Genomic DNA, 19,663 nt, shown 5'->3' on the forward strand with positions numbered 1-19,663 from the left:
GCCGCGGCGCGTCCCCGAGGGCCTCCAGGGGCGGACGCTAGACGATCACCGTGTTGCAGCTCGGGACCCAGCCGACCACGCCGGTGCGGATGTTGCGGCCGTGCTCCCAGCTGGTAGTGGTCACGCCGTTGTCGCAGGTGTAGGCCGTGCCGTACCCGGTGCCCTGGATGTCCCAGCCCTGGCCCGGATAGCCGAGGCCGACCCGGGTCGCTCCCCCGTCCGGCCGGGAGAAGATCCGGACCCCGGGCACGCGGAAGTCGACGCCGGACCTCGCGGACTGGGCCTGCGCCGCCTGGGTCGCCGACGCCGTGACCGCCAGCGTGGCCGGCGCGGCGAGGGCGGCGAGGCCGAGAGCGAGACCGAGGGTGAGACGGATGTGAGCACGCATGTTGCTTCCTTCCTCTGGATGGCTTCCGGTCCGGATGAACCGGTGCACCGATCGTGTTGCCGCCCGTGGCAGGCGCAGTAGGGGTTTCCCGTCGCCCTCCCGAGCTGGTGGCCAGGGAAACCCGGAGGTACCACCACAAGCCGCACCACGTACTGCGACCAGCCCCTCACGGCTTGTAGGGTCTCGGGGGTGCACGAGGGCGAGGGCGGTCCGGAGACAACCCCCGGCGCCGCGCTGCGGCGGCTGCGGGCGGCACGCGGGCTGTCGCTGAAGGAGCTGTCCCGGCTGACCCACTACAGCAAGGGCTACCTGAGCAAGGTCGAGACCGGCGAGAAGGCGCTGTCGGTGGGGGTGGCGCGCCGGTGCGACGCGGTTCTGGAGACCGGCGGCGAGCTGACCGAGCTGGCCGAGTCGATCACACAGGCGCGCGGGGGCTGCCCCTATCGAGGGCTTCAGCCCTACGGGCCCGAGGATTCCCGCTGGTTCTTCGGCCGGGACCGTACGGTAAGCCTGCTGGTGGGGCGGCTGGCCGAGCGCATGCCGGGGCGCGGGCCGTTGATCGTGGTGGCCCCCTCGGGGGCGGGCAAGACGTCCCTGCTGCGGGCGGGACTGCTGCCCGCCCTGCGCCGAGGGGTGCTGCCGGCGCCCGGATCCCGCTCGTGGCCGGCCGTCGTGTTCACCCCCGGCGCGCATCCGGTCGCCGAGCTGCCGGCCAGGATCAGCACGCTCACCGGGCTCGACCCCGCCCCTCTGGCCGGCGTCCTCGCGGACGATCCCGCCGCCTTCGCCGGGCAGGTCGCGCAGGCGGTGAACGGCGGGACACCCGACGGCGGTCCCCGGCGCCGGCTGGTGCTGGTGGTCGACCAGCTTGAGGAGATCTTCACACTCTGCGACGAGGACGCCGAACGCCGTACCTTCCTCGCGGCCGTGGACGCGCTGGCCGTCGCCGGTCAACCTGTGGTGCTCGGCGTGCGGGCCGACTTCTACGGCCACTGCCTCAACCACCCCGTCCTGCTGGAGGCCCTGCGCGAGGGGCAGCTGCCGCTCGGCCCGATGAGCGTCGCCGAGCTGCGCGAGGTCATCACCGGCCCCGCCCGCGAGGCGGGCCTCGGCGTGGAGCCGGCGCTGGTGGAGCTGCTGCTGCGGGACCTGGGCGTGCCGCCCGGAGCGGACGGGCGGGAAAGCGGGCCGGCGCACGAGCCGGGCGCGCTGCCCCTGCTGTCCCACGCGCTGCTGGCGACCTGGCAGCACCGCGCCGGCGACACGCTGACCGTGGCGGGCTACCGGCTGACCGGCGGGATCGCGGGCGCGGTCGCCGCCACCGCCGAGAACGTCTACACCGCTCTCGACCCCACCGGCCAGGACATCGCCCGCCGCCTGCTGCTGCACATGGTGTGCGTCGAGGAGTCCGGCCCCGAGACGCGCCGTCCCGTCGACGTCCGCCGGCTGCCACCCGCGCACTTCCCGCCGGAGCCCACCTCGGAGGTGATCGACGCCTTCGCCACCGCCCGCCTGCTCACCCTGGACGCCGGATCCGCCCAGCTCGCCCACGAGGCGCTGCTGCGGGCCTGGCCCCGGCTGCGCGAGTGGATCGTGGCCGACCGTGCCGGGCTGCGCACCCACCGCCGCCTCGCCGAAGCCGCCGAGGCATGGGAACGCGAGCACCGCGACACCTCGCTGCTGTATCGCGGCACCCGGCTGAGCGCCGCCCGGGAATGGGCCGGCTCCCAGCCGGCCGCCCTGACCACCCTCGAACGGGACTTCCTGGACGCCTGCCTGGCGGCCGAGGCCGCCGAGCACCGCCTGGCCGCCCGCCGGATCCGCCGCAGGCGTCAACTCATCGCCCTGCTCACCACGCTGCTGATCGTGGTCGTGGCAGCCGGAGGATATGCCGTCCGCCAACGCGATCTGGCTCTGTACCAGCGCGCCCAGGCCCTCTCCCGGCAGCTCGCCGTGCAGAGCGAACTGCTGACCGGCGACCCCGCCACCGCCGCCCGGCTGGCCACCACCGCCTGGGCGCTCGCCCCGACCCCCGAAGCGCGCCTCGCCATGGTCAACGTGCTCAGCCGGCCCGAACGAGCCGTTCTGCCCGGACTCATGAACGCGCTGGCGGCCGGCCCCGACGGGCGGATCATGGCCGGCGCGCACAACAGCGACGCCACCGTACGGCTGTGGGACACGGCCACCCGCCGCCCGCTGGGCGCCCCGCTCACCGGCCACGAGGAACCGGTGTCGTCGGTGGCGTTCAGCCGCGACGGGCGTACGCTCGCCACCGGCTCGTCGGACGGCACCATCCGGCTGTGGGACGTGGCCGCCCGCCGCCAGCTCGGCGCCCCGCTCACCGTGGCCGACCCCGTTCTGGCGGTGGTGTTCCGCCCGGACGGGCACACCCTGGCCAGCATGGACACCGGCGGGACGCTGCGGGTGTGGGACCTGAACCGTCGTACGCCGATCGCCGCCGAGCACACCCCCGACTACGCCGGCTCCATCTCGGCGATTTTCAGCCCGGACGGGCGGACCATGGCCCGTACCCATCACGGCAACAGGACGGTGCGCCTGTGGGACACCCTCTCCCTGCGCGAGATCGACCCCGTCTCCGTCGAGGACTCACCCGAGGCCCGGGGATTGTCCGCACTGGCCTTCAGCCCGGACGGCCGTACCCTGATCACCTCGGAGGGCACGACGGGGCGGGCATGGGACGTGCGGACGGGCCGTCAGATCGGCCCTCCCCTGGAGGCGGACGACGTGTGGGGTGGTGCCGCGGCGATCACCGCGGATGGAAGCGTCCTCGCCACCGCCTCCGCCGGGAAGATCAAGCTGTGGGACATGACCACCCACCGCCAGATCGGCGCTCCCCTCATCGGGCGCAGCGTGCTGTCCCTGGCCTTCTCTCCCGACGGGACGACATTGTGGAGCAGCGGCACCGGCGACCACACGGTACGGGTATGGGACGTGACCACCCGGCATCCCGTCGGCAAGCCCCTCACCGGCTACGACAAATCCGTGCGCTCGGTGGCCTTCAGCCCGGACGGGACCAGGCTGGCCACCGGAGGTGAGGACCACACGGTGCGCCTGTGGGACGTCGCCGGCCGCCGGCAGATCGGCGACCCGCTCACCGGCCACGAGGACGAGGTGGTCGAGGTGGCGTTCAGCCCAGACGGACGGACTCTCGCCAGTGCCGGCAACGACCACACCGTACGGCTGTGGAACGCGGCCACCCGACATCCCATCGGCAAGCCCCTCCACGGCCACGCCGAATCCATCCTGGCGATGTCCCTGAGCCCGGACGGGACCATGCTGGCCACAAGCTCGTTCGACACCACCGTACGGCTGTGGGACGTCGCCGGCCGCCGGCAGATCGGCGACCCGCTCACCGGTCAGGATGTCTGTTCGGTGGCGTTCAGTCCGGACGGGCGCAGCCTGGCCGTGGGCTGCAAGGACGGAAGAGTGCGGCTGTGGGACGTCGCCGGTCGCCGGCAGGTCGGCGACCCGCTCACCGGCCCCGAACAGATCGTCTATTCGGTGGCGTTCAGCCCGGACGGGACCAGGCTGGCCACCGGAGGTGAGGACCACACGGTGCGCCTGTGGGACGTCGCCGGCCGCCGGCAGCTCGGCGACCCGCTCACCGGCCACGAGGGCTCGGTCTATTCGGTGGCGTTCAGCCCGGACGGCGCCAGGCTCGCCACCGCGGGTGAGGACCACACCGTACGCCTGTGGGACGTCGCCACCGGCCATCCCATCGGCACCTCGCTCACCGCCCACCAAGAGGTCACGGCCGCCGTGGCGTTCAGCCCGGACGGGACCACGCTGGCCACCGCGGGCCTGGATCACACCGTGCGCCTGTGGAACGTGGCCGTTCCCCCGAACCTGGCCGCTGCCCTGTGCGACCTCGCGGGCCGGTCCTTCACACCCACGGAATGGGCCCGGTACGTACCAGGAGAAGAGTTCCGACCGGTGTGCCCTCGGCCCGAAGCCGTCCGGGGCATGCGTCGCCGCGCTGATTTGCCCGGGTCGCCGGTCCGGGTTAGCGTGCCCCGTGATCCGTGGCAAGGACGAGGCACGCGACGCCGAAGAGCCGCCGCCGGAACCCTTCTGGGCGGTGCTGGCTCACCACCCTGACTTCCGCAGGCTGTTCACCGGCAACTCCGTCTCGCTGCTCGGGTCGAGCGTCACCACCGTGGCGCTGCCCCTGACCGCGGTGCTCCACCTGGGCGCCTCGGCCACCGAGATGGGGCTGCTCGGCGCGCTCGGCCTGTTACCGCACCTGGTGCTGGGCCTGCCGGCCGGCGTGTGGGTGGACCGCGTCCCCTACCGCCGCACGATCGTCGTCGCCGACGCGGTCCGGGCGCTGCTGCTCGGCGCGCTGCCCGTCCTGGCCGTCCTGGGGCAGTTGCGGATCTGGCACCTGTACGCGGTGGTGACGCTGGCCGGGATCGCCGCGCTCTTCGAGTCGGTCGCGGCCCAGTCGTTCACCCCGCACCTCGTCCCGCGCGAGCGGCTGCTCGCCGCCAACAGCACGCTCATGCTGAGCAACGCCACCGTGAACACCACCGGCTCGGCCGTGGGCGGCCTGCTGGTGTCGGCGCTCACCGCGCCGATCGCCATCGCCGTCGACGCGGCCTCGTTCCTGATCTCCGCCCTGGTCAAGACCCGCATCCGGGCAGCCGGCCGGCCGCGCGTCAGCGGCGGACGCGGCCCCGTGCGGCTGCGGGCCGACCTGGCCGAGGGCCTGCGCGCGGTCTTCGCCCACCCCGTCATGCGCACGGTCATCCTGGCCGCCACCGTCGGCGCGTTCGCCGGTCAGGCCCAGGCCGTCGTGCTCGTGCTCTACCTCGTACGCGACCTCGGCCTGCCGGCCGGCCTGATCGGCGTCCTCGTCGCGCTCACCGGCGCGGCCGGCGTCGCGGGCGCCCTGGTGGCCACCCGCGTCACCCACCGCATGGGCCCCGGTCCGACGTTCATCCTGGGCATGCTCCTGGTCTCGGTCGCGGGCCTGGTGCTGGCCGCCGCGGCCGGGCCCTTCGCCGTGACGCTGACGGTCCTGGTCCTCTCGCAGGTCCTGCGGGGCAGCGGCCCCTCCCTGTACGGCGTCAACCAGCAGACCTTCCGCCAGGCCCTGATCCCTCCGGAGCTGCTCTCCCGCGCCAACGCCATCTGGCGGTTCCTGGCCTACGGAGGGCAGTCGCTCGGCGCGGTGCTCGGCGGCGTGGCCGGTGAGGCGCTCGGCCTGCGGGCGACCCTGGTCGTCACGTCCTGCCTGATGCTGGCGGGCACCGGCATCGCGCTCGCCTCGCCGCTGCGCTCGATGCGCGTCCTGCCCGACCGCTGACGCCGGGCTCAGCCGAAGTCGCGGCGGCGCAGGGCCAGCAGGCCGCCGGCGAGGAGGAGGGCGGTGACCGCGGTGAGCGCGAGGGCCGGGCGGGCGTCGTACGGCGTCCCGGTCATCGCGTTCGCGACGTAGTGGAACGGTTCCACCGGGAAACCGCCGAAGAACCCGTAGAAGGGGGAGATGATCTCTCCCAGTGCGCAGGTCAGGATCCAGGCCAGCCAGGAGACCGCCACGCCGGTCCGCGGCGTGAGCCCGTACGCGAGCAGGCACACCGCCCCCACGCTCCACGCCGCGGGCACGGTGGTCAGCGCCCCCGCGACGAAGCGGGGCAGGTCGGTGGCGAGGTCGCCGACGAGCAGCGAGAACACCGTGCCGAAGACCAGACCGGCGACGGCCATCAGCGCGGCCGTGCCGAGCCCGGTCACGAGCAGGTGCCCGCCCGCCCAGCGCAGCCGGGTCAGCGGGGTGGCCAGCACCGCCTCACCGCGGCCCGAGACCTCCTCCGCGCGGAGCCTGATGACCATGAGCACCGGGTAGAGCGCGACGGCGTACGCGATGATCATGATCAGGTACCAGAGGTACGCGGCGAGCGACGGCGAGCGCATGCCGATCATGGCGGTGATGGTGTCCAGCATGACGCTCGGCCGCGTGAGCAGATCGTTCGTCAGCGGGGACAGCGCGCCCGCCGCCCCCGCGAAGACCCCGACCCCCACCGCCCACTTCATGAGCAGGCCGCGGTGCAGCCGCCAGGCCAGGCTGACCGGGCCGCGCAGCTCCGGGGCCGTGGCCGGGCCCGGCCGCTCGGCCAGCACGCCGGCGCCGAGGTCGCGGCGGTCGAGCAGCCCGAACGCGAGCGCGTGCAGCGCGGCGCCGACCACGAACATGACACCGGCCGGCCACCACCGCTCGCCCTGGTACGGCTGCACCAGGTGACTCCAGCCGATGGGCGACAGGTACTTCAGCCAGGGTTGTCCCATGGCGTCCCCGGAGAAGCGCATCACGTAGGCGAGGCCGAGCACGGACAGGGCGATCGTGGTGGCCGAGCGGGCGCCGGCGGCGAGCTGGGCGGCGACCGCGGCGATGCCGCCGAACAGCCAGCCCGCGAGCGCGATGGCGGCTCCGTACGCGATCGATCCGATCGGCGGGAGCCCGACCGTGATCAGCGCGGCCGCGGTCAGCGCCCCGGCGGCCAGGCTGATGCCCGCCGCCACCAGCACGGCGGCGGCCAGCGGGGCACGACGGCTCACGACGGCGGCGCGGACCAGCTCGGTCCTGCCCGCGTCCTCCTCCCCGCGGGTGTGCCGGACGACCGACATCACGGCGGCGAACGCGCCGGCCACGTACAGGAAGCCGCCGCTGCGCCAGGTGGCCAGCACCTCCAGCCGGGGCTCCACCCGGCCGCCGCCGATCGCGTGGAGGAAGGGCGTCCTGGTGATGATGCCGAGGTAGGTGAGCTTCAGCTCCTGGGTGGCCATGTAGCGGTTGACGTAGGCCACCATCACCAGGCTCATGCTCACGATCAGCAGGATCCACCAGGGGGCGACGGCCCGTTCGCGGCGCAGCGCCAGGCGGACCAGGTGGCCGGTGCCGGCGAGAGGACTCATGCGCTCCTGCCGGTGCGGTCGTAGTGCCGGAGGAACAGCTCCTCCAGGGTGGGAGGCCGGCTGACGAGGGCGCGTACGCCGAGGTGGGTGAGGCGCCGCAGCACGACGTCCAGGCCGGCCGTGTCCACGTCGAACCACACCCGGCCGCCCTCGGTGCGCAGGCCGTGCACCCCGGGCAGGCCGGCCAGCTCCCCCGCCGGCGCCGCCAGGTCGGCCTGGATGGAGGTGCGGGTGAGATGGCGCAGCCCGTCCAGGGACCCGCTTTCGACCGTGCGGCCGTCCTTGACGATGGTCACCCGGTCGCACAGCGCTTCGACCTCGGCCAGGATGTGGCTGGACAGCAGCACGGTACGGTCACCGCGGCGCCGCTCCTCCCGGACGGTCTCGCGGAAGACCTCCTCCATCAGGGGGTCCAGGCCTGAGGTGGGCTCGTCGAGGACGAGCAGCTCGGCGTCGGAGGCCAGCGCGGCGATCAGGGCGACCTTCTGCCGGTTTCCCTTGGAGTAGGCGCGGCACTTCTTGCGGGGGTCCAGGTCGAAGCGCTCCAGCAGCGCGGCGCGGCGCCGCTCGTCGAGCCCCCCGCGCAGCCGCCCGAGCAGATCGATCACCTCGCCGCCGGACAACTGCGGCCACAGCACGACATCCCCGGGTACGTACGCCAGCCTGCGGTGCAGCTCCGTCGCTGCGGCCCACGGATCGCCGCCGAGCAGCCGGGCGGTGCCCGCGTCGGCGCGCAGCAGGCCGAGCAGGATCCGGATCGTGGTGCTCTTGCCCGCGCCGTTCGGCCCCAGGAAGCCGTGCACCTCGCCGGCGTCCACGACGAGATCGAGGCCGTCCAGCGCGCGGGTGGAGCCGAACGTCTTGACCAAGCCTGTGACGGATAACGCGTCACTCATCGCGGGCCCTCCTCGGTCGGGAGTGCGGTTCCGGCGTCCGTCCGGGTCCTGTCCAGGGCGTCGCGGTAGGCGGCGGCCTCGTCCGGGCTGAGCCAGGGGTGGGAGTAGAGGTCGAGCAGGGTCAGGGCGAGCAGGTGGGCGCCCTCCTCGCCGGACACGTCGGCGCCCAGCCCTCGGGACACGTGCTCGTGGAGGATCCCGACGGCCAGGGCCATCGCCGTGCCCACCGTCGCCCTGGCCTTGCGGCCGGCGAAGGGGACGTCGGGGCGGCGCTCGTCGAGCCCCGCGAGCCACTGCTCGCTCATCCGGACCATCGCGTCGAACACCGGCTCGGCCCGCCCCTCGGTCAGGGCGCGCGCCAGGTAGCGCTGGTAGGGCCCGAGGGCCGCCATGGAGGCCGCGACGTGGTTCACGCCGTTCACGCCGCCCGCGGCCATGTCGGCGGCGGCCTGCTCGTTGATCCTGCTGATCAGCTTGACCAGGTGGGCGTCGCACGCCTCGCGCAGCGCCTGCTTGGAGCCGAAGTGATGGCGCAGCAGCCCCGGGGAGACGCCGGCGGTCTCGGCGATCGCCCGGGTCGTCGCCCTGTCGAAGCCGTGCTCCCCGAAATGCCGCAGGGCCGCGTCTCTGATCCGCGCGCGAGCGGTCAGGTCCTCGGTGTCGGGTCCTGATGTCGTCACTGCCCCGCGCTCCTATCCACGTGCATAGCGAACTGTTCAGTTGCATAGTAGGGCGGCGCGGAGGTCACCGCTAGGCGGGTGGGGCGGTGAAGTAGGCGGCGCTGTCGGCGTCCGTCGGGTAGTACGACTCGATCGAGACCTCGTCCAGGGTGATGTCCATCGGCGTGCCGAACGTGGTCGTCGTCGAGAACAGCCGCAGTTCCCGCCCGCCGAAGTGGAAGATCATCGGGATGGCGATCTCGGAGCCGGCCGGTTGACCCGGGTCTCCCGCATGGGGGGCCAGGAGTTCCTCGTAGAGCGTGGTGAGCTCGGGGTCAGGAGCCGTGGCGAGCTGCCGCGCGATCCGGGTACGCAGCAGCGCGCGCACCTGCGCCAGGTTGACGATGTGCGGGGCGAGCCCGCGCGGGTCCAGCCCGATCCGCACCATGTTGACCGGCGGGACCAGCAGGTCGGGGGCGACGCCGGCGAGGAACGGGCCGAGGGCGCGATTGCTCATCACGATGTTCCACCGGCGATCGATGGCCAACGCCGGGTACGGCTCGTGCGCGCGCAGCACCCGTTCGATCGCGTCCCAGGCCGCCGCCAGCGCCTCACGGTCGAGAGGCCGCTCGGCGTAGCGGGGCGCGAACCCGGCGGCCAGCAGCAGCCGGTTGCGCTCCCGCAACGGCACGTCGAGCTGCCCGGCCAAGCGCACGATCATCTCGGCGCTCGGGCGGGACTTGCCGGTCTCCACCAGGCTGACGTGACGGGCCGACACGTCGGCGGCGATCGCGAGATCGAGCTGGCTGAGCCGCCGTCGATGCCGCCACTCCCGCAGCAACTCCCCCACCGTGTGCATGGGCCCCGATGCTACTCACCTACCTACGGAACGCCATGAAATGCGATTTCATCGACAAGCATCACGGACGCCGGAAACATTGCCGCCCGTGACCACACAGAACATGACCCACGACAACAAGAGCATCGTCCAGCAGGCGCTGACCGCGCTGGTCGCGACCGGCGACGTTGACGCGCTCGCGCCCCTGCTGAGCGACGACTTCCTGCACCACCGTCCCGACGCGACCGCCAGGACGAAGCCGGAATGGCTGGCCGCAGTGAGCGCCGCGCTCGTCCCGCTGGCCGGCATGCAGGTCGAGATCGAGCACGTGCTGGCCGACGGCGATCACGTCGTGATGCACTCGCGGCGCCGGCTGCCCGATGCCGGGCCGGAGATCACGGTCGTCGACGTCTGGCGGCTGGACGACGGTCTGATCGCCGAGGCATGGGAGATCATCGAGCCGGCGTCCCAGGCGGAAGCCAACCTGACATGGTGGGAGCCGCGCTGACCGGCGGGCCCTGCGACCCCGGTCGCAGACCGGTCGTGCGGGGTCATACCGAGGTCGCGCACGACTTTCCCCATCGGGGCCGATGTCCGGCCGAGGCCGCTCCGCCACCGTGATCACCATGACTGTGACCGTGTTGTTCGGCCTGTCCCTGGCAGAGCTCGTGGCCTTGGCGGCCGCCGTCGTGCTGGTGCTGGCCCGCTGGCTGCCGCCCGGCGCGCGCCGGCCCTCGACGTGGGCCGGCGCGGCGGCCCTCGCGGTGTCGGCGATCGTGCTGGCCGTGCTCGGGATCCGCTGGCAGCTCATACCCGTCCTCGCGGGCGGGGCCATCGCGCTGACGTCCGGCGCCCTCTCCCTGCGGAGGCGGCGGGCCCGGTGGTGGCTGGCCCTGCCGGGGTCGGCGGCATGCCTGGCACTGGTTCTGGCGGGCGCCGCGGCGGCGTGGGCGCTGCCCCGGCCCGTGTTCCCCGAGCCGTCGGGCGCCTACGCCGTCGGCACCACCGTCGTGCAGTGGACCGACCCCGGTCGAGCGGAGACCGCCACGTCGCGGACCGATGACAGGCGGACGGTCGTCGTCCAGCTCTGGTATCCCGCGCGGCGCGATCCTGCCGCCCGGCCGGCGTGGTACCTGGGCCGTACGGCGGAGGAGGCGCGGCTCGTCGCCCGCGGCGAGGCCGACTACCTCGGCCTTCCGCGTTTCGTTCTCGACGAGGCGGCACGCGCCCACACGCGCTCCGTGCCTGATGCCCCCGTGGCCGCCGGAGGCGGCCGCTTCCCCGTGGTGCTGTTCTCGCCCGGGCTCGGCGGCGTGCGCACCCAGAGCACCGCGTGGGCGCAGGAACTGGCCGGGCGCGGCTACGTCGTGGCGGCCCTCGACCACCCGTACGACTCGGCCGTCGTCACCCTCACCGACGGCCGGACGATCCGCACCCGGGTCGCCTCCACCGGCGACCAGGCGGAGGACGACAGGCGCGCGGCCGGGTGGACCGCGGTCAGGGCCGCCGACCTCAGCTTCGTCCTCACCCAGCTCGGCCGACTGGACCGCGGCGAGATCCCGGGCCTGCTGACCGGGCGGCTCGACATCCGCCGGGCCGCGGCGACCGGCCACTCCCTCGGGGGCGCCGCCGCCCTGCAGGCCGCCCGCCAGGACCCCCGGTTCGCGGCCGTCATCGACATCGACGGCTTCCCGCGAGACCCCGCGCCGCGACCGTTCGACCAGCCCGTGCTCGCGCTCACCCACGACGTGAAGCCGGGCGAGGAGCCGGACTATCTCTCGCGCCTCACGCGGGTGCTCCAACTCAGCACGGCGACGAGCTACCGGCTCACCGTCCCAGGTTCTGCACACCTCACCTTCACCGACGCCCCGCTCTTCCTGCCGCCGCTGCCCACGCTCGTCGGCTCCCTCAGCCGGACCGCCGGGCCACGCATCACCGCGGCGGCCACCGTCGCCTTCCTCGACACCGCACTCCGCGGCGAACCCGGCGACCTGGCCGCCGCCCTTTCCAGGTACGGCCACCTGACCGTCCTGTAAGCGGCCACGGCAGAGCACTGCCATCGGGGGCATTTCGGGAGCTCAGGCTCCGAACGGTCCAGAGGGGCGGGAAATCCTGGCAGCAGCGCAGCCCGCCAGGCGATGGCGCGAACAGGCGATGGCTCGCCGGGACCAGTCGAGGCCGGCGGCAACGTCGGCGCGAGGTGAGGCGACACAGCCCAGGCTGCCTCCCCGCGGGCCATCGCCATTGTGGCAAGCCGGCTGTGGCAAGCCGGCGCGCGGTGGACAACGGTGAGCGCGACTGGGACCGCTCCTGGGCGAGGGCTTCAGCGGCCGACCAGCTTCATGTGCGCCTCGCCGTACCGGTTCCCCGAAACGCCGACGCGGGCGGCCAGAACGTCCAGGTCGGCCCGCTCGTCGGCGGACAGCGCCACCGCGGTCGCGTCCGCGTTCTCCCGCAGGCGGGACAGGCGGCGGGTGCCGGGGATGGGCACGATCCAGGGGCGCTGGGCCAGCAGCCAGGCCAGCGCGAGCTGCCCCGGCGTGACGCCCTTGGCCTCGGCCAGCGCGCGCACGTGATCCACCAGGGCCTGGTTGGCGGGCAGGTGCTCGGCGTCGAAACGCGGGATCGTCGCCCGGACGTCCCCCTCGGTGAAGGAGGCGTTCGCATCGATCGTGCCGGTCAGGAAACCCTTGCCGAGCGGGCTGAACGGCACGAAGCCGATCCCCAGCTCCGCGCAGGCGGGCAGCACCTCGGGCTCGGGGTCGCGGGTCCACAGCGAGTACTCCGACTGCACCGCGGTGACCGGATGCACGGCGTGGGCCCTGCGGATGGTGGCGGCCGAGGCCTCGGACAGGCCGAAATGCCGGACCTTGCCTGCCCGCACCAGCTCGCCCACCGTGCCGGCGACGTCCTCGATCGGCACGGCCGGGTCCACGCGGTGCTGGTAGAACAGGTCGATGCGGTCGGTCCCGAGGCGCCGCAGCGAGGCGTCGGCGACCTTGCGGATCTGCTCGGGCCGGGAGTTCAGGCCGACGGATCTGCCGTCGCGGATGTCCCAGCCGAACTTCGTGGCGATCTGCACCTGGTCCCGGATCGGGGCGACGGCCTCGCCCACGAGTTCCTCGTTGTGGTACGGGCCGTAGACCTCCGCGGTGTCGAGGAAGGTCACCCCGGCGTCCAGGGCGGAGCGGATCACGCCGATCATGTCGTCGCGGGTGCCCGGGTTGGGGCCGTAGCTCTGCGACATGCCCATGCAGCCCAGCCCGACGGCCGACACCTGCAGGTCCTGTCCGAGTGTCCTGGTGTGCATGGTCACCTCTCAGTCGGTGTCGCGGAGGTTGCCGAGCTGCGCGGCCACGGCCGGGTCGCGGTGGTCGAAGAACAGCGAGGCCCCGGTGTCCAGACCGGCGATGCGGCCCATCTGGTCGTCGGAGAGCTCGAAGTCGAAGACGTCGAAGTTCTCGGCCACGAGGTGTCGAAGGCCCGCCGGGCGGCGTCCTCGCCCGCGTCGGAGATCCACAGCTTGGTGGTGACGAACAGCTCCTCGCGCGGGATGCCGCTGCTGTTGATCGCGCGGCCGACGGCCTCCTCGTTGCGGTAGACGGCGGCGGTGTCGAGCAGCCGGTAGCCCGCCTTTCATCGTTCGATCATCTGCATCTGCGCCTCGTTGTGATGGCCGCCGGCGGCCGGGGGCAGGGCATCGAGCTTCGCCAGCTGCCCGGTTGTCAGGACGAGGTCGTCGGCGGCGGCGTTCTCCTCCAGGCGCGAGACCCGCTTGGTGCCCGGGATGGGGGCGATGTCGTCGCCCTTGCTGAGCAGCCAGGCGATCGCGACCTGCGCGGGCGTGGCGCCGGCCTCGGCGGCGACGGCCTGCACCGCGTCGGCGAGGGCGAGGTTGCGCTGGAAGTTCTCGCCGGTGAAGCGCGGGTTGGTGGAGCGGAAGTCGTCGGGGCCGAAGTCGCTCTCGCTGCGGATCTTCCCGGTCAGGAAGCCGTGGCCGAGCGGCGAGTAGGCGACCAGGCCGATGCCCAGCTCACGCAGCAGCGGCAGCACCTGCTCCTGGTCGCGGGTCCACAGCGAGTACTCCGACGGCACCTTCGGGTCGACCCGGTGCTGGTAGTACAGGTCGATGTGGTCGGTGCCCAGGCGGCGCAGCGAGCCCTCGACGGCGGTACGGATGTTGGCCGGGCTGCTGTCGAGGTTCCAGGGCCCGGCGCCCGCGTGGGAGACCAGGCCGAACTTGGTGGCGATCACCGCCTGGTCGCGCCGGCCCTTGAGCGCCTTGCCGAGGAGCTCCTCGTTGACGTACGGGCCGTAGATCTCGGCGGTGTCCAGGAACGTGACGCCCAGGTCGAGGGCGCGGTGGACCGTGCGGATGGACTCGGCGTCGTCGCTGCCGGCGCCGGTGTAACCGTGGGACATGCCCATGCAGCCCAGCCCGATGCGGGAGACGTCCAGATTGCCGAGCGTGATGTGCTTCATGATGACCTTTCCGTCGCTCGCATGAGGTTCTCCATCGCCGGTGGTCGTCGTGGGACCTACCCCTGGCGGGTCGAGGCCCGGTGAGCGGCATGCCGGGGCGAGGTCCGTTGTCGGCAAACCGGCGGGCAGCCGGTGAGCGGTGCCTCCGCGGTCGCCAGGATTCGAACCGGCTGGTCGAGCACCATTCAACCGGCTCGTTCCGGCATGCGGCAGGGTCTGCTGTTACAGGTAATGACAGGGCCTCCCAACGAGGTGCACAGGCCCGTCGTGCGGCCGGCGGGCTCGTGCCGCCGGGCGTGGGTCAGCTCTGGTCCGGAGCCGCCGGCTGGACCTCGGCGAGGTCCTGGGTGGCCGCCCAGCTGGCGAGCAGCTTCAGGCCGTCGGCCGTGTGGGTGCCGGGGGCTGCGGTGTAGATGTTGAGGGTCAGGCCGGGCTCGGACGGCAGCTCCATCGACTCGAAGTCCAGATCGAGCCGGCCGACCACCGGGTGGCGCAGCCGCTTCATGCCGCTGCGGTGGTACTGCACGTCGTGGGAGGCCCAGCGCCGCCGGAACAGCTCGCTGCGCGTTGACAGCTCGCCGACCAGCTCGATCAGCGCCCGGTCATGCGGGTTGCGGCCGGCCTCCAGGCGGAGCATGGCGGCGGCGTCGTTGGCGATCCGGTCCCAGTCGACGAAGAACTCGCGCGCGGCTTCGTCGAGGTAGACGAACCGGGTGGTGTTCGCCGGGCGGCGCGGGTCGGCCAGGACGGGCACGTACAGGGCGCGGGCCAGCCGGTTCATCGCGACGATGTCGTGGCGGCCGTTGCGTACCCAGGCCGGGGCCTCGGTGATGGCGTCCAGCACCTGCTGGATCACCGGCCGCACCTTGGTCGGCGTCGCGCGGCGGCGCCGGCCCGACCCGGCCGTCCTGGCAAGAGCGAACAGGTGGTCGCGTTCGGCCTCGTCCAGTTGCAGGGCGCGGGCCAGGGCGTCGAGCACGCCGTCGGAGGCGCCGGACAGGTTCCCGCGCTCCATCCGGACGTAGTAGTCGATGGAGACACCGGCGAGCATCGCCACCTCTTCACGCCGCAGGCCCTTCACGCGGCGGTTACCGCCGTAGGAGGGCAGCCCTGCCCGCTCCGGGGTGATGCGGGCCCGGCGCGAGCTGAGGAACTCGCGGACCTCGGCACGATGGTCGATCTGGCTCATGACCCCAGGGTAGGCAGTGTGGGCGGAAAGGGGTTGAGCTTGTCCCCCGATAAACCCGACCTCCCGGGCGCGAGATGGAGCCGGTTTCCTGGGCGTTGTCCCACGGCGTGACGGACCGCGCCATCGCGGGCAAAGCAATGCCCGGGCGGCGGCCATTCTCCGCTGATGCGGGGACCGGCCGGGCCGCTCCCGGGAAGCCGAGGGTGATTCGAGGAGGGAGACACGGATGCCGACCCATGAACCGACCGGAGCCCAGGCCATGTTCGGCGGCTTCGCGCCGCAGCTGGTGCACCTGACCGACGACGTGCTGTTCGGGCAGGTGTGGCCGGACGAGGGGCTGTCGCGGCGGGATCGGAGCCTGGTCACGGTGGCGGCGCTGGTCGCCCTGTACCGGGGCAACGAGCTGCCCTTCCACCTGAAGACGGCCATGGACAACGGGCTGAGCGCCGAGGAGCTGAAGCACGCGATCACCCACCTGGCCTTCTACGCCGGCTGGCCGAACGCGATGACCGCCATGAGCCGGCTGAAGAAGATCGTCGAAGAGGGGAGCGGAGATGCGGCTCATCGAGCGGCCCCCGACCAGTGAAGCCCCGGCCGAGCTGCTCACCGGCGACGCCTGGTGGGACGTGATCCACCGGGGCGACGAGACCAGCCGGCTCGAACACGTCAGCGACGCCGAGTACGGAGCCGCGCGCTTCAGCACCCGCCGCTGAGACCGATAGCGAAGGAGACACCACCCATGCGTGGAGCAGTTCTGTACGCACCGGGCGACGTCCGCGTCGAGGACCGCCCGGACCCGCGGATCATCGAACCGACCGACGCGATCATCCGCCTGAGCGCGACCTGCGTCTGCGGCTCGGACCTGTGGCCCTACCGCGGCGTGGAGAAGATCGACGGGCCGACGCCGATGGGCCACGAGTACGTCGGCGTCGTGGAGGAGGTCGGTAGCGAGGTCCGGACGCTGAAGCCCGGCCAGTTCGTGGTCGGCTCGTTCTGGGCCTCCGACAACACGTGCGAGATCTGCCGATCCGGCTACCAGTGCGCATGCGTCCAGCGGGTCCTGATGGGCACCATCGGCACCCAGTCGGAGCTGGCCCGGATCCCGCTGGCCGACGGCACGCTGGTCGCGACGCCCGGCACGCCGGACGCCGGCCTGGTGCCCAGCCTGCTGGCCGCCTCCGACGTCCTGGGCACCGGCTGGTTCGCGGCCGTCGCCGCCGAGGCCGGGCCCGGCAGGACCGTCGCCGTCGTCGGTGACGGCGCCGTCGGCCTGTGCGGCGTGCTGGCGGCCAGGCAGCTCGGCGCCGAACGCGTCATCGCGATGAGCCGCCACGCCGCGCGGCAGGAGCTGGCCCGCTCCTTCGGCGCCACCGACATCGTCACCGAACGCGGCGACGAGGGCGTGGAGAAGATCAAGGAGCTGACGAACGGGCTGGGCGCGCACAGCGTCATCGAGGCGGTCGGCACCCAGGAGTCGATGCTGCAGGCCATCCGCTCCACCCGCCCCGGCGGCCACGTCGGCTTCGTCGGCGTCTCCCACGACGTCGCGCTGCCGGGCGACGAGCTGTTCATGTCCCTGGTGCACCTGCACGGCGGTCCCGCCCCGGTACGCGAGTACCTGCCCCACCTGATCGAGCTGATCTTCGACGGCGCCATCGACCCAGGCAAGGTCTTCGACCTGACGCTGCCGCTGGAGCAGGCGGCCGAGGGCTACCGGGCCATGGACGAGCGCCGCGCCGTCAAGACCCTGCTCCGCCCCTGAACCGCCCGCCGAGGAGAAACCACCGCATGAATCCCGTCTACGACTTCACCGGGCAGGTCGCCCTCGTCACCGGAGCCGCCTCCGGGATGGGGCTGGCCACCGCCCGCGCCTTCGCCGAGTCCGGGGCCGCCGTCGCCCTCACCGACGTCGACACGCGGGCCCTCGACGCCGCGGCGAAGGACCTCACCGACGCCGGCCACCGGGTCCTGGCCCTCACCTGCGACGTCGCCGACGAGGACCAGGTCGCCGCCGCCGTCGACCGGACCGTCGAGATGTTCGGCCGTCTCGACATGGCCTACAACAACGCCGGCATCCAGATCCCGCCCTGTGACGCCGCCGACGAGGCCGTCGAGGCCTTCGACCGGGTCAACGCCGTCAACCTGCGCGGCGTCTGGGCGAGCATGAAGCACGAGCTGCGGCACATGCGCGCCCAGGGCAGTGGCGCCATCGTCAACTGCTCCTCGCTCGGCGGGCTCGTCGGCCTTCCCGGGCGGGCCTCGTACCACGCGAGCAAGCACGGCGTCATCGGCCTCACCACGAGCGCCGCCCTTGAATACGCGCCGCGCGGCATCCGCGTCAACGCCGTCTGTCCCGGCACCATCGACACCCCCATGGTCAGCGACATGATCGCCAAGGGTGAGCTCGACCTCGCCGAGGCCGAGGCGAACCAGCCCGTCAACCGGCTCGGCACCGCCGAGGAGGTCGCGCAGGCCGTCCTGTGGCTGTGCAGCCCGGGAGCCGGCTTCGTGATCGGTGTCGCCCTGCCCGTGGACGGCGGCTACGTCGCCCGTTGATCGACCCCCGAGACGGGGCCCGCCTGGAGGTAGGCGAGGACGGCCATGACGCGGCGGTTGTGGTCGTCGGAGGGCGGGAGGCCGAGCTTGGCGAAGATGTTGTTGGTGTGCTTGCCGATCGCCTTGTCCGTGACCCCGAAGCGGGCCGCTATCGCCAGGTTGGACAGGCCCTCCGCCATCAGGGCGAGGACCTCGCGCTCCCTGACGGTCAGCCCGGCCAGGGGCTCGTCCCTCGACCGGCGGGTCAGGAGCTGGGAGATCACCTCCGCGTCCATGGCGGTGCCGCCGCCGGCGACCCTGCGTACCGACTCGACGAACTCCGCCACGTCGCCGATGCGGTCCTTCAGGAGGTATCCGATGCCGCCCGACCGGTCCGAGAGGAGCTCGCGGGCGTAGAGCTGCTCGACGTACTGCGACAGGATCAGCACCGGAAGCCCCGGCCGGCGGCGGCGGGCCTCCAGGGCGGTGCGCAGGCCCTCGTCGGTGAAGGTGGGCGGGAGCCGTACGTCGATGACGGCCACGTCGGGGGTCCGCTCCAGAAGAGCCGTCAGGAGCATCGGGCCGTTGTCCACCGCCTCGACGACCTCGAAGCCGTGCGCCGACAGCAGCCGGATCAGGCCGTCGCGAAGCAGGGCGAGATCCTCGGCGATCACCACGCGCACGGCAGCTCCATCGTGAGGACGGTCGGCCCGCCCGGCGGGCTCTGCACGGTCAGCGTCCCGTCGAACGCGGACAGGCGTTCCGCGATCCCGCGCAGGCCGGTGCCCGCCGCCGGATCCGCGCCGCCGTGCCCGTCGTCGCCCACGACCAGGCGGAGGCCGTCGCCGGTGCGGCGCAGACGTACCCATGCGCGGGTGGCCCGGCTGTGCTTGGTGACGTTGGACATGGCCTCGGCCGCGGCGAAGTAGAGCGCGGACTCGACCGGCGGCTCGGGACGGCCGGTCAGGACGAGGTCCGTGGCCACCGGGACGGGACAGAGGAGGGCGGCCGCCTCGATCGCGCCCGCCAGGCCGCGGTCGGCGAGCACGGGCGGATGGATGCCGCGCACCAGGTCGCGCAGGTCGGTGAGGGCCTGCCCGGCCGACTCCCACGCCTCCTCGATCAGCTCGCGGGCCTGCGCCGGGTCGCCGGCGCTCCTGGCCAGGCCGAGGCTCATCCGTACGGCGATGAGCCTGGCCTGGGCGCCGTCGTGCAGGTCGCGCTCGATCCGGCGCAGTTCGGCCGCCCGCGCGTCGACGGCGGCGGCCCTGGAGGCGGTCAGCTCGCGTACCCGCTGGGCCAGCGAGCCGCCACCGCCGAGGAGCAGCTCGGCGAGCCGGGCCTCGGCCAGCCCCAGGAGCGCGGCGACGACCACCGCGAGCGCCGGGAGGGTGAGCAGCGTCAGGCTGAGCGTGAAGGTCACGCTCGGGCTGTTGACGGCCGGGTTCAGGGAGGAGATGACGCCCACGGTGTTCAGCATGGCGGCCACCGCCGTCAGGAGCGCCGGTCCCACGACGGCGTTGACCGCCAGCCAGGCCAGTACGCGCAGGCCGCCGGGCTCACGCGCCGGAACGGCCCGGCCCAGCGCCGCTCCCGCCCACGCCCGCTCCAGCGAGACGAGGGCCGCGCGGACGGCCGGCACCCAGGCGAGGACCACGGCCACACCCGTGATCGCGTTCAGCGGCACCCCGGCCGCCGCGATCAACCCCCTCCTGACTCTGCTCACCCCGCCAGTCTGCCCGC

Annotated in this window: 19 protein-coding genes; 8 read left to right on the forward strand and 11 right to left on the reverse strand. The window is 73.1% G+C overall.

What is annotated here, in order from left to right; translation table 11 throughout:
* Positions 1-37: 37 nt before the first annotated feature.
* Complete coding sequence (locus ACBR40_RS08080) at positions 38-388, reverse strand: hypothetical protein (RefSeq protein ID WP_371248128.1); 351 nt, start codon at positions 386-388, stop codon at positions 38-40.
* Between the two features lie 189 nt (positions 389-577).
* Between ACBR40_RS08080 and ACBR40_RS08085 the strand changes: the two genes are divergently transcribed.
* The gene (locus ACBR40_RS08085; protein ID WP_371248129.1) at positions 578-4,507 is read left to right on the forward strand and encodes an NACHT and WD repeat domain-containing protein; all 3,930 of its coding nucleotides are present in this window, start codon (positions 578-580) and stop codon (positions 4,505-4,507) included.
* Positions 4,425-5,717 (forward strand): MFS transporter, encoded by a 1,293-nt coding sequence (locus tag ACBR40_RS08090; RefSeq protein ID WP_371248130.1) that lies wholly within the window; start codon positions 4,425-4,427, stop codon positions 5,715-5,717. Before ACBR40_RS08085 ends, ACBR40_RS08090 begins: the two co-directional genes overlap by 83 nt.
* Positions 5,718-5,725: 8 nt before the next feature.
* Here ACBR40_RS08090 and ACBR40_RS08095 read toward each other — a convergent pair whose 3' ends face one another.
* The 4 genes from ACBR40_RS08095 to ACBR40_RS08110 all read right to left on the reverse strand — a co-directional run bounded on the left by ACBR40_RS08095 (position 5,726) and on the right by ACBR40_RS08110 (position 9,735).
* Positions 5,726-7,321 carry an ABC transporter permease gene (locus tag ACBR40_RS08095; RefSeq protein ID WP_371248131.1) on the reverse strand — a complete coding sequence of 532 codons (1,596 nt, stop codon included), beginning with the start codon at positions 7,319-7,321 and terminating at the stop codon, positions 5,726-5,728.
* Complete coding sequence (locus ACBR40_RS08100) at positions 7,318-8,217, reverse strand: ATP-binding cassette domain-containing protein (RefSeq protein WP_371248132.1); 900 nt, start codon at positions 8,215-8,217, stop codon at positions 7,318-7,320. The genes ACBR40_RS08095 and ACBR40_RS08100 overlap by 4 nt, the downstream gene beginning before the upstream one ends.
* The gene (locus tag ACBR40_RS08105) at positions 8,214-8,897 is read right to left on the reverse strand and encodes a TetR/AcrR family transcriptional regulator (RefSeq protein WP_371248133.1); all 684 of its coding nucleotides are present in this window, start codon (positions 8,895-8,897) and stop codon (positions 8,214-8,216) included. Before ACBR40_RS08105 ends, ACBR40_RS08100 begins: the two co-directional genes overlap by 4 nt.
* 70 nt (positions 8,898-8,967) lie before the next feature.
* The gene (locus ACBR40_RS08110; RefSeq protein WP_371248134.1) at positions 8,968-9,735 is read right to left on the reverse strand and encodes a helix-turn-helix domain-containing protein; all 768 of its coding nucleotides are present in this window, start codon (positions 9,733-9,735) and stop codon (positions 8,968-8,970) included.
* A gap of 88 nt (positions 9,736-9,823) precedes the next feature.
* On the opposite strand from ACBR40_RS08110, the gene ACBR40_RS08115 reads away from it, so the two are divergent.
* Together ACBR40_RS08115 and ACBR40_RS08120 are read left to right on the forward strand one after the other, a co-directional pair.
* Entirely contained in the window at positions 9,824-10,222 is a 399-nt protein-coding gene (locus tag ACBR40_RS08115; RefSeq protein WP_371248135.1) for a nuclear transport factor 2 family protein, read from the forward strand.
* Positions 10,223-10,340: 118 nt separating this feature from the next.
* The gene (locus ACBR40_RS08120) at positions 10,341-11,750 is read left to right on the forward strand and encodes an alpha/beta hydrolase family protein (RefSeq protein ID WP_371248136.1); all 1,410 of its coding nucleotides are present in this window, start codon (positions 10,341-10,343) and stop codon (positions 11,748-11,750) included.
* Between the two features lie 287 nt (positions 11,751-12,037).
* On the opposite strand, the gene ACBR40_RS08125 is transcribed toward ACBR40_RS08120, so the two are convergent.
* The 4 genes from ACBR40_RS08125 to ACBR40_RS08140 all read right to left on the reverse strand — a co-directional run bounded on the left by ACBR40_RS08125 (position 12,038) and on the right by ACBR40_RS08140 (position 15,376).
* Entirely contained in the window at positions 12,038-13,024 is a 987-nt protein-coding gene (locus ACBR40_RS08125) for an aldo/keto reductase (protein WP_371248137.1), read from the reverse strand.
* Positions 13,025-13,026: 2 nt separating this feature from the next.
* Positions 13,027-13,335, reverse strand: coding sequence for an aldo/keto reductase (locus ACBR40_RS08130; RefSeq protein WP_371248357.1), 309 nt, complete (start codon positions 13,333-13,335; stop codon positions 13,027-13,029).
* A gap of 15 nt (positions 13,336-13,350) precedes the next feature.
* Positions 13,351-14,196, reverse strand: a complete 846-nt coding sequence (locus tag ACBR40_RS08135) for an aldo/keto reductase (protein ID WP_371248138.1) — start codon at positions 14,194-14,196, stop codon at positions 13,351-13,353.
* A gap of 301 nt (positions 14,197-14,497) precedes the next feature.
* Complete coding sequence (locus ACBR40_RS08140) at positions 14,498-15,376, reverse strand: helix-turn-helix transcriptional regulator (RefSeq protein ID WP_371248358.1); 879 nt, start codon at positions 15,374-15,376, stop codon at positions 14,498-14,500.
* Between the two features lie 235 nt (positions 15,377-15,611).
* On the opposite strand from ACBR40_RS08140, the gene ACBR40_RS08145 reads away from it, so the two are divergent.
* Genes ACBR40_RS08145 through ACBR40_RS08160 form a run of 4 tightly spaced genes read left to right on the forward strand, consistent with a single transcriptional unit; the run spans position 15,612 to position 17,941 of the window.
* Positions 15,612-15,971 (forward strand): carboxymuconolactone decarboxylase family protein, encoded by a 360-nt coding sequence (locus ACBR40_RS08145; protein ID WP_371248139.1) that lies wholly within the window; start codon positions 15,612-15,614, stop codon positions 15,969-15,971.
* Complete coding sequence (locus tag ACBR40_RS08150; RefSeq protein ID WP_371248140.1) at positions 15,940-16,098, forward strand: hypothetical protein; 159 nt, start codon at positions 15,940-15,942, stop codon at positions 16,096-16,098. Before ACBR40_RS08145 ends, ACBR40_RS08150 begins: the two co-directional genes overlap by 32 nt.
* Positions 16,099-16,124: 26 nt before the next feature.
* Entirely contained in the window at positions 16,125-17,147 is a 1,023-nt protein-coding gene (locus ACBR40_RS08155; RefSeq protein WP_371248141.1) for a zinc-dependent alcohol dehydrogenase family protein, read from the forward strand.
* Positions 17,148-17,173: 26 nt separating this feature from the next.
* Positions 17,174-17,941: an SDR family NAD(P)-dependent oxidoreductase gene (locus tag ACBR40_RS08160; RefSeq protein ID WP_371248142.1), complete on the forward strand. Its 768-nt coding sequence runs from the start codon at positions 17,174-17,176 to the stop codon at positions 17,939-17,941.
* On the opposite strand, the gene ACBR40_RS08165 is transcribed toward ACBR40_RS08160, so the two are convergent.
* Positions 17,926-18,603 (reverse strand): response regulator, encoded by a 678-nt coding sequence (locus ACBR40_RS08165; RefSeq protein ID WP_371248143.1) that lies wholly within the window; start codon positions 18,601-18,603, stop codon positions 17,926-17,928. The two genes, ACBR40_RS08160 and ACBR40_RS08165, sit on opposite strands and share 16 nt — an antisense overlap.
* Positions 18,591-19,646 carry a sensor histidine kinase gene (locus ACBR40_RS08170; protein ID WP_371248144.1) on the reverse strand — a complete coding sequence of 352 codons (1,056 nt, stop codon included), beginning with the start codon at positions 19,644-19,646 and terminating at the stop codon, positions 18,591-18,593. Before ACBR40_RS08170 ends, ACBR40_RS08165 begins: the two co-directional genes overlap by 13 nt.
* Positions 19,647-19,663: the final 17 nt, after the last annotated feature.

The sequence above is a fragment of the Nonomuraea sp. AD125B genome, from assembly GCF_041402765.1.
GTDB classification, from domain to species: Bacteria; Actinomycetota; Actinomycetes; order Streptosporangiales; family Streptosporangiaceae; genus Nonomuraea; species Nonomuraea bangladeshensis.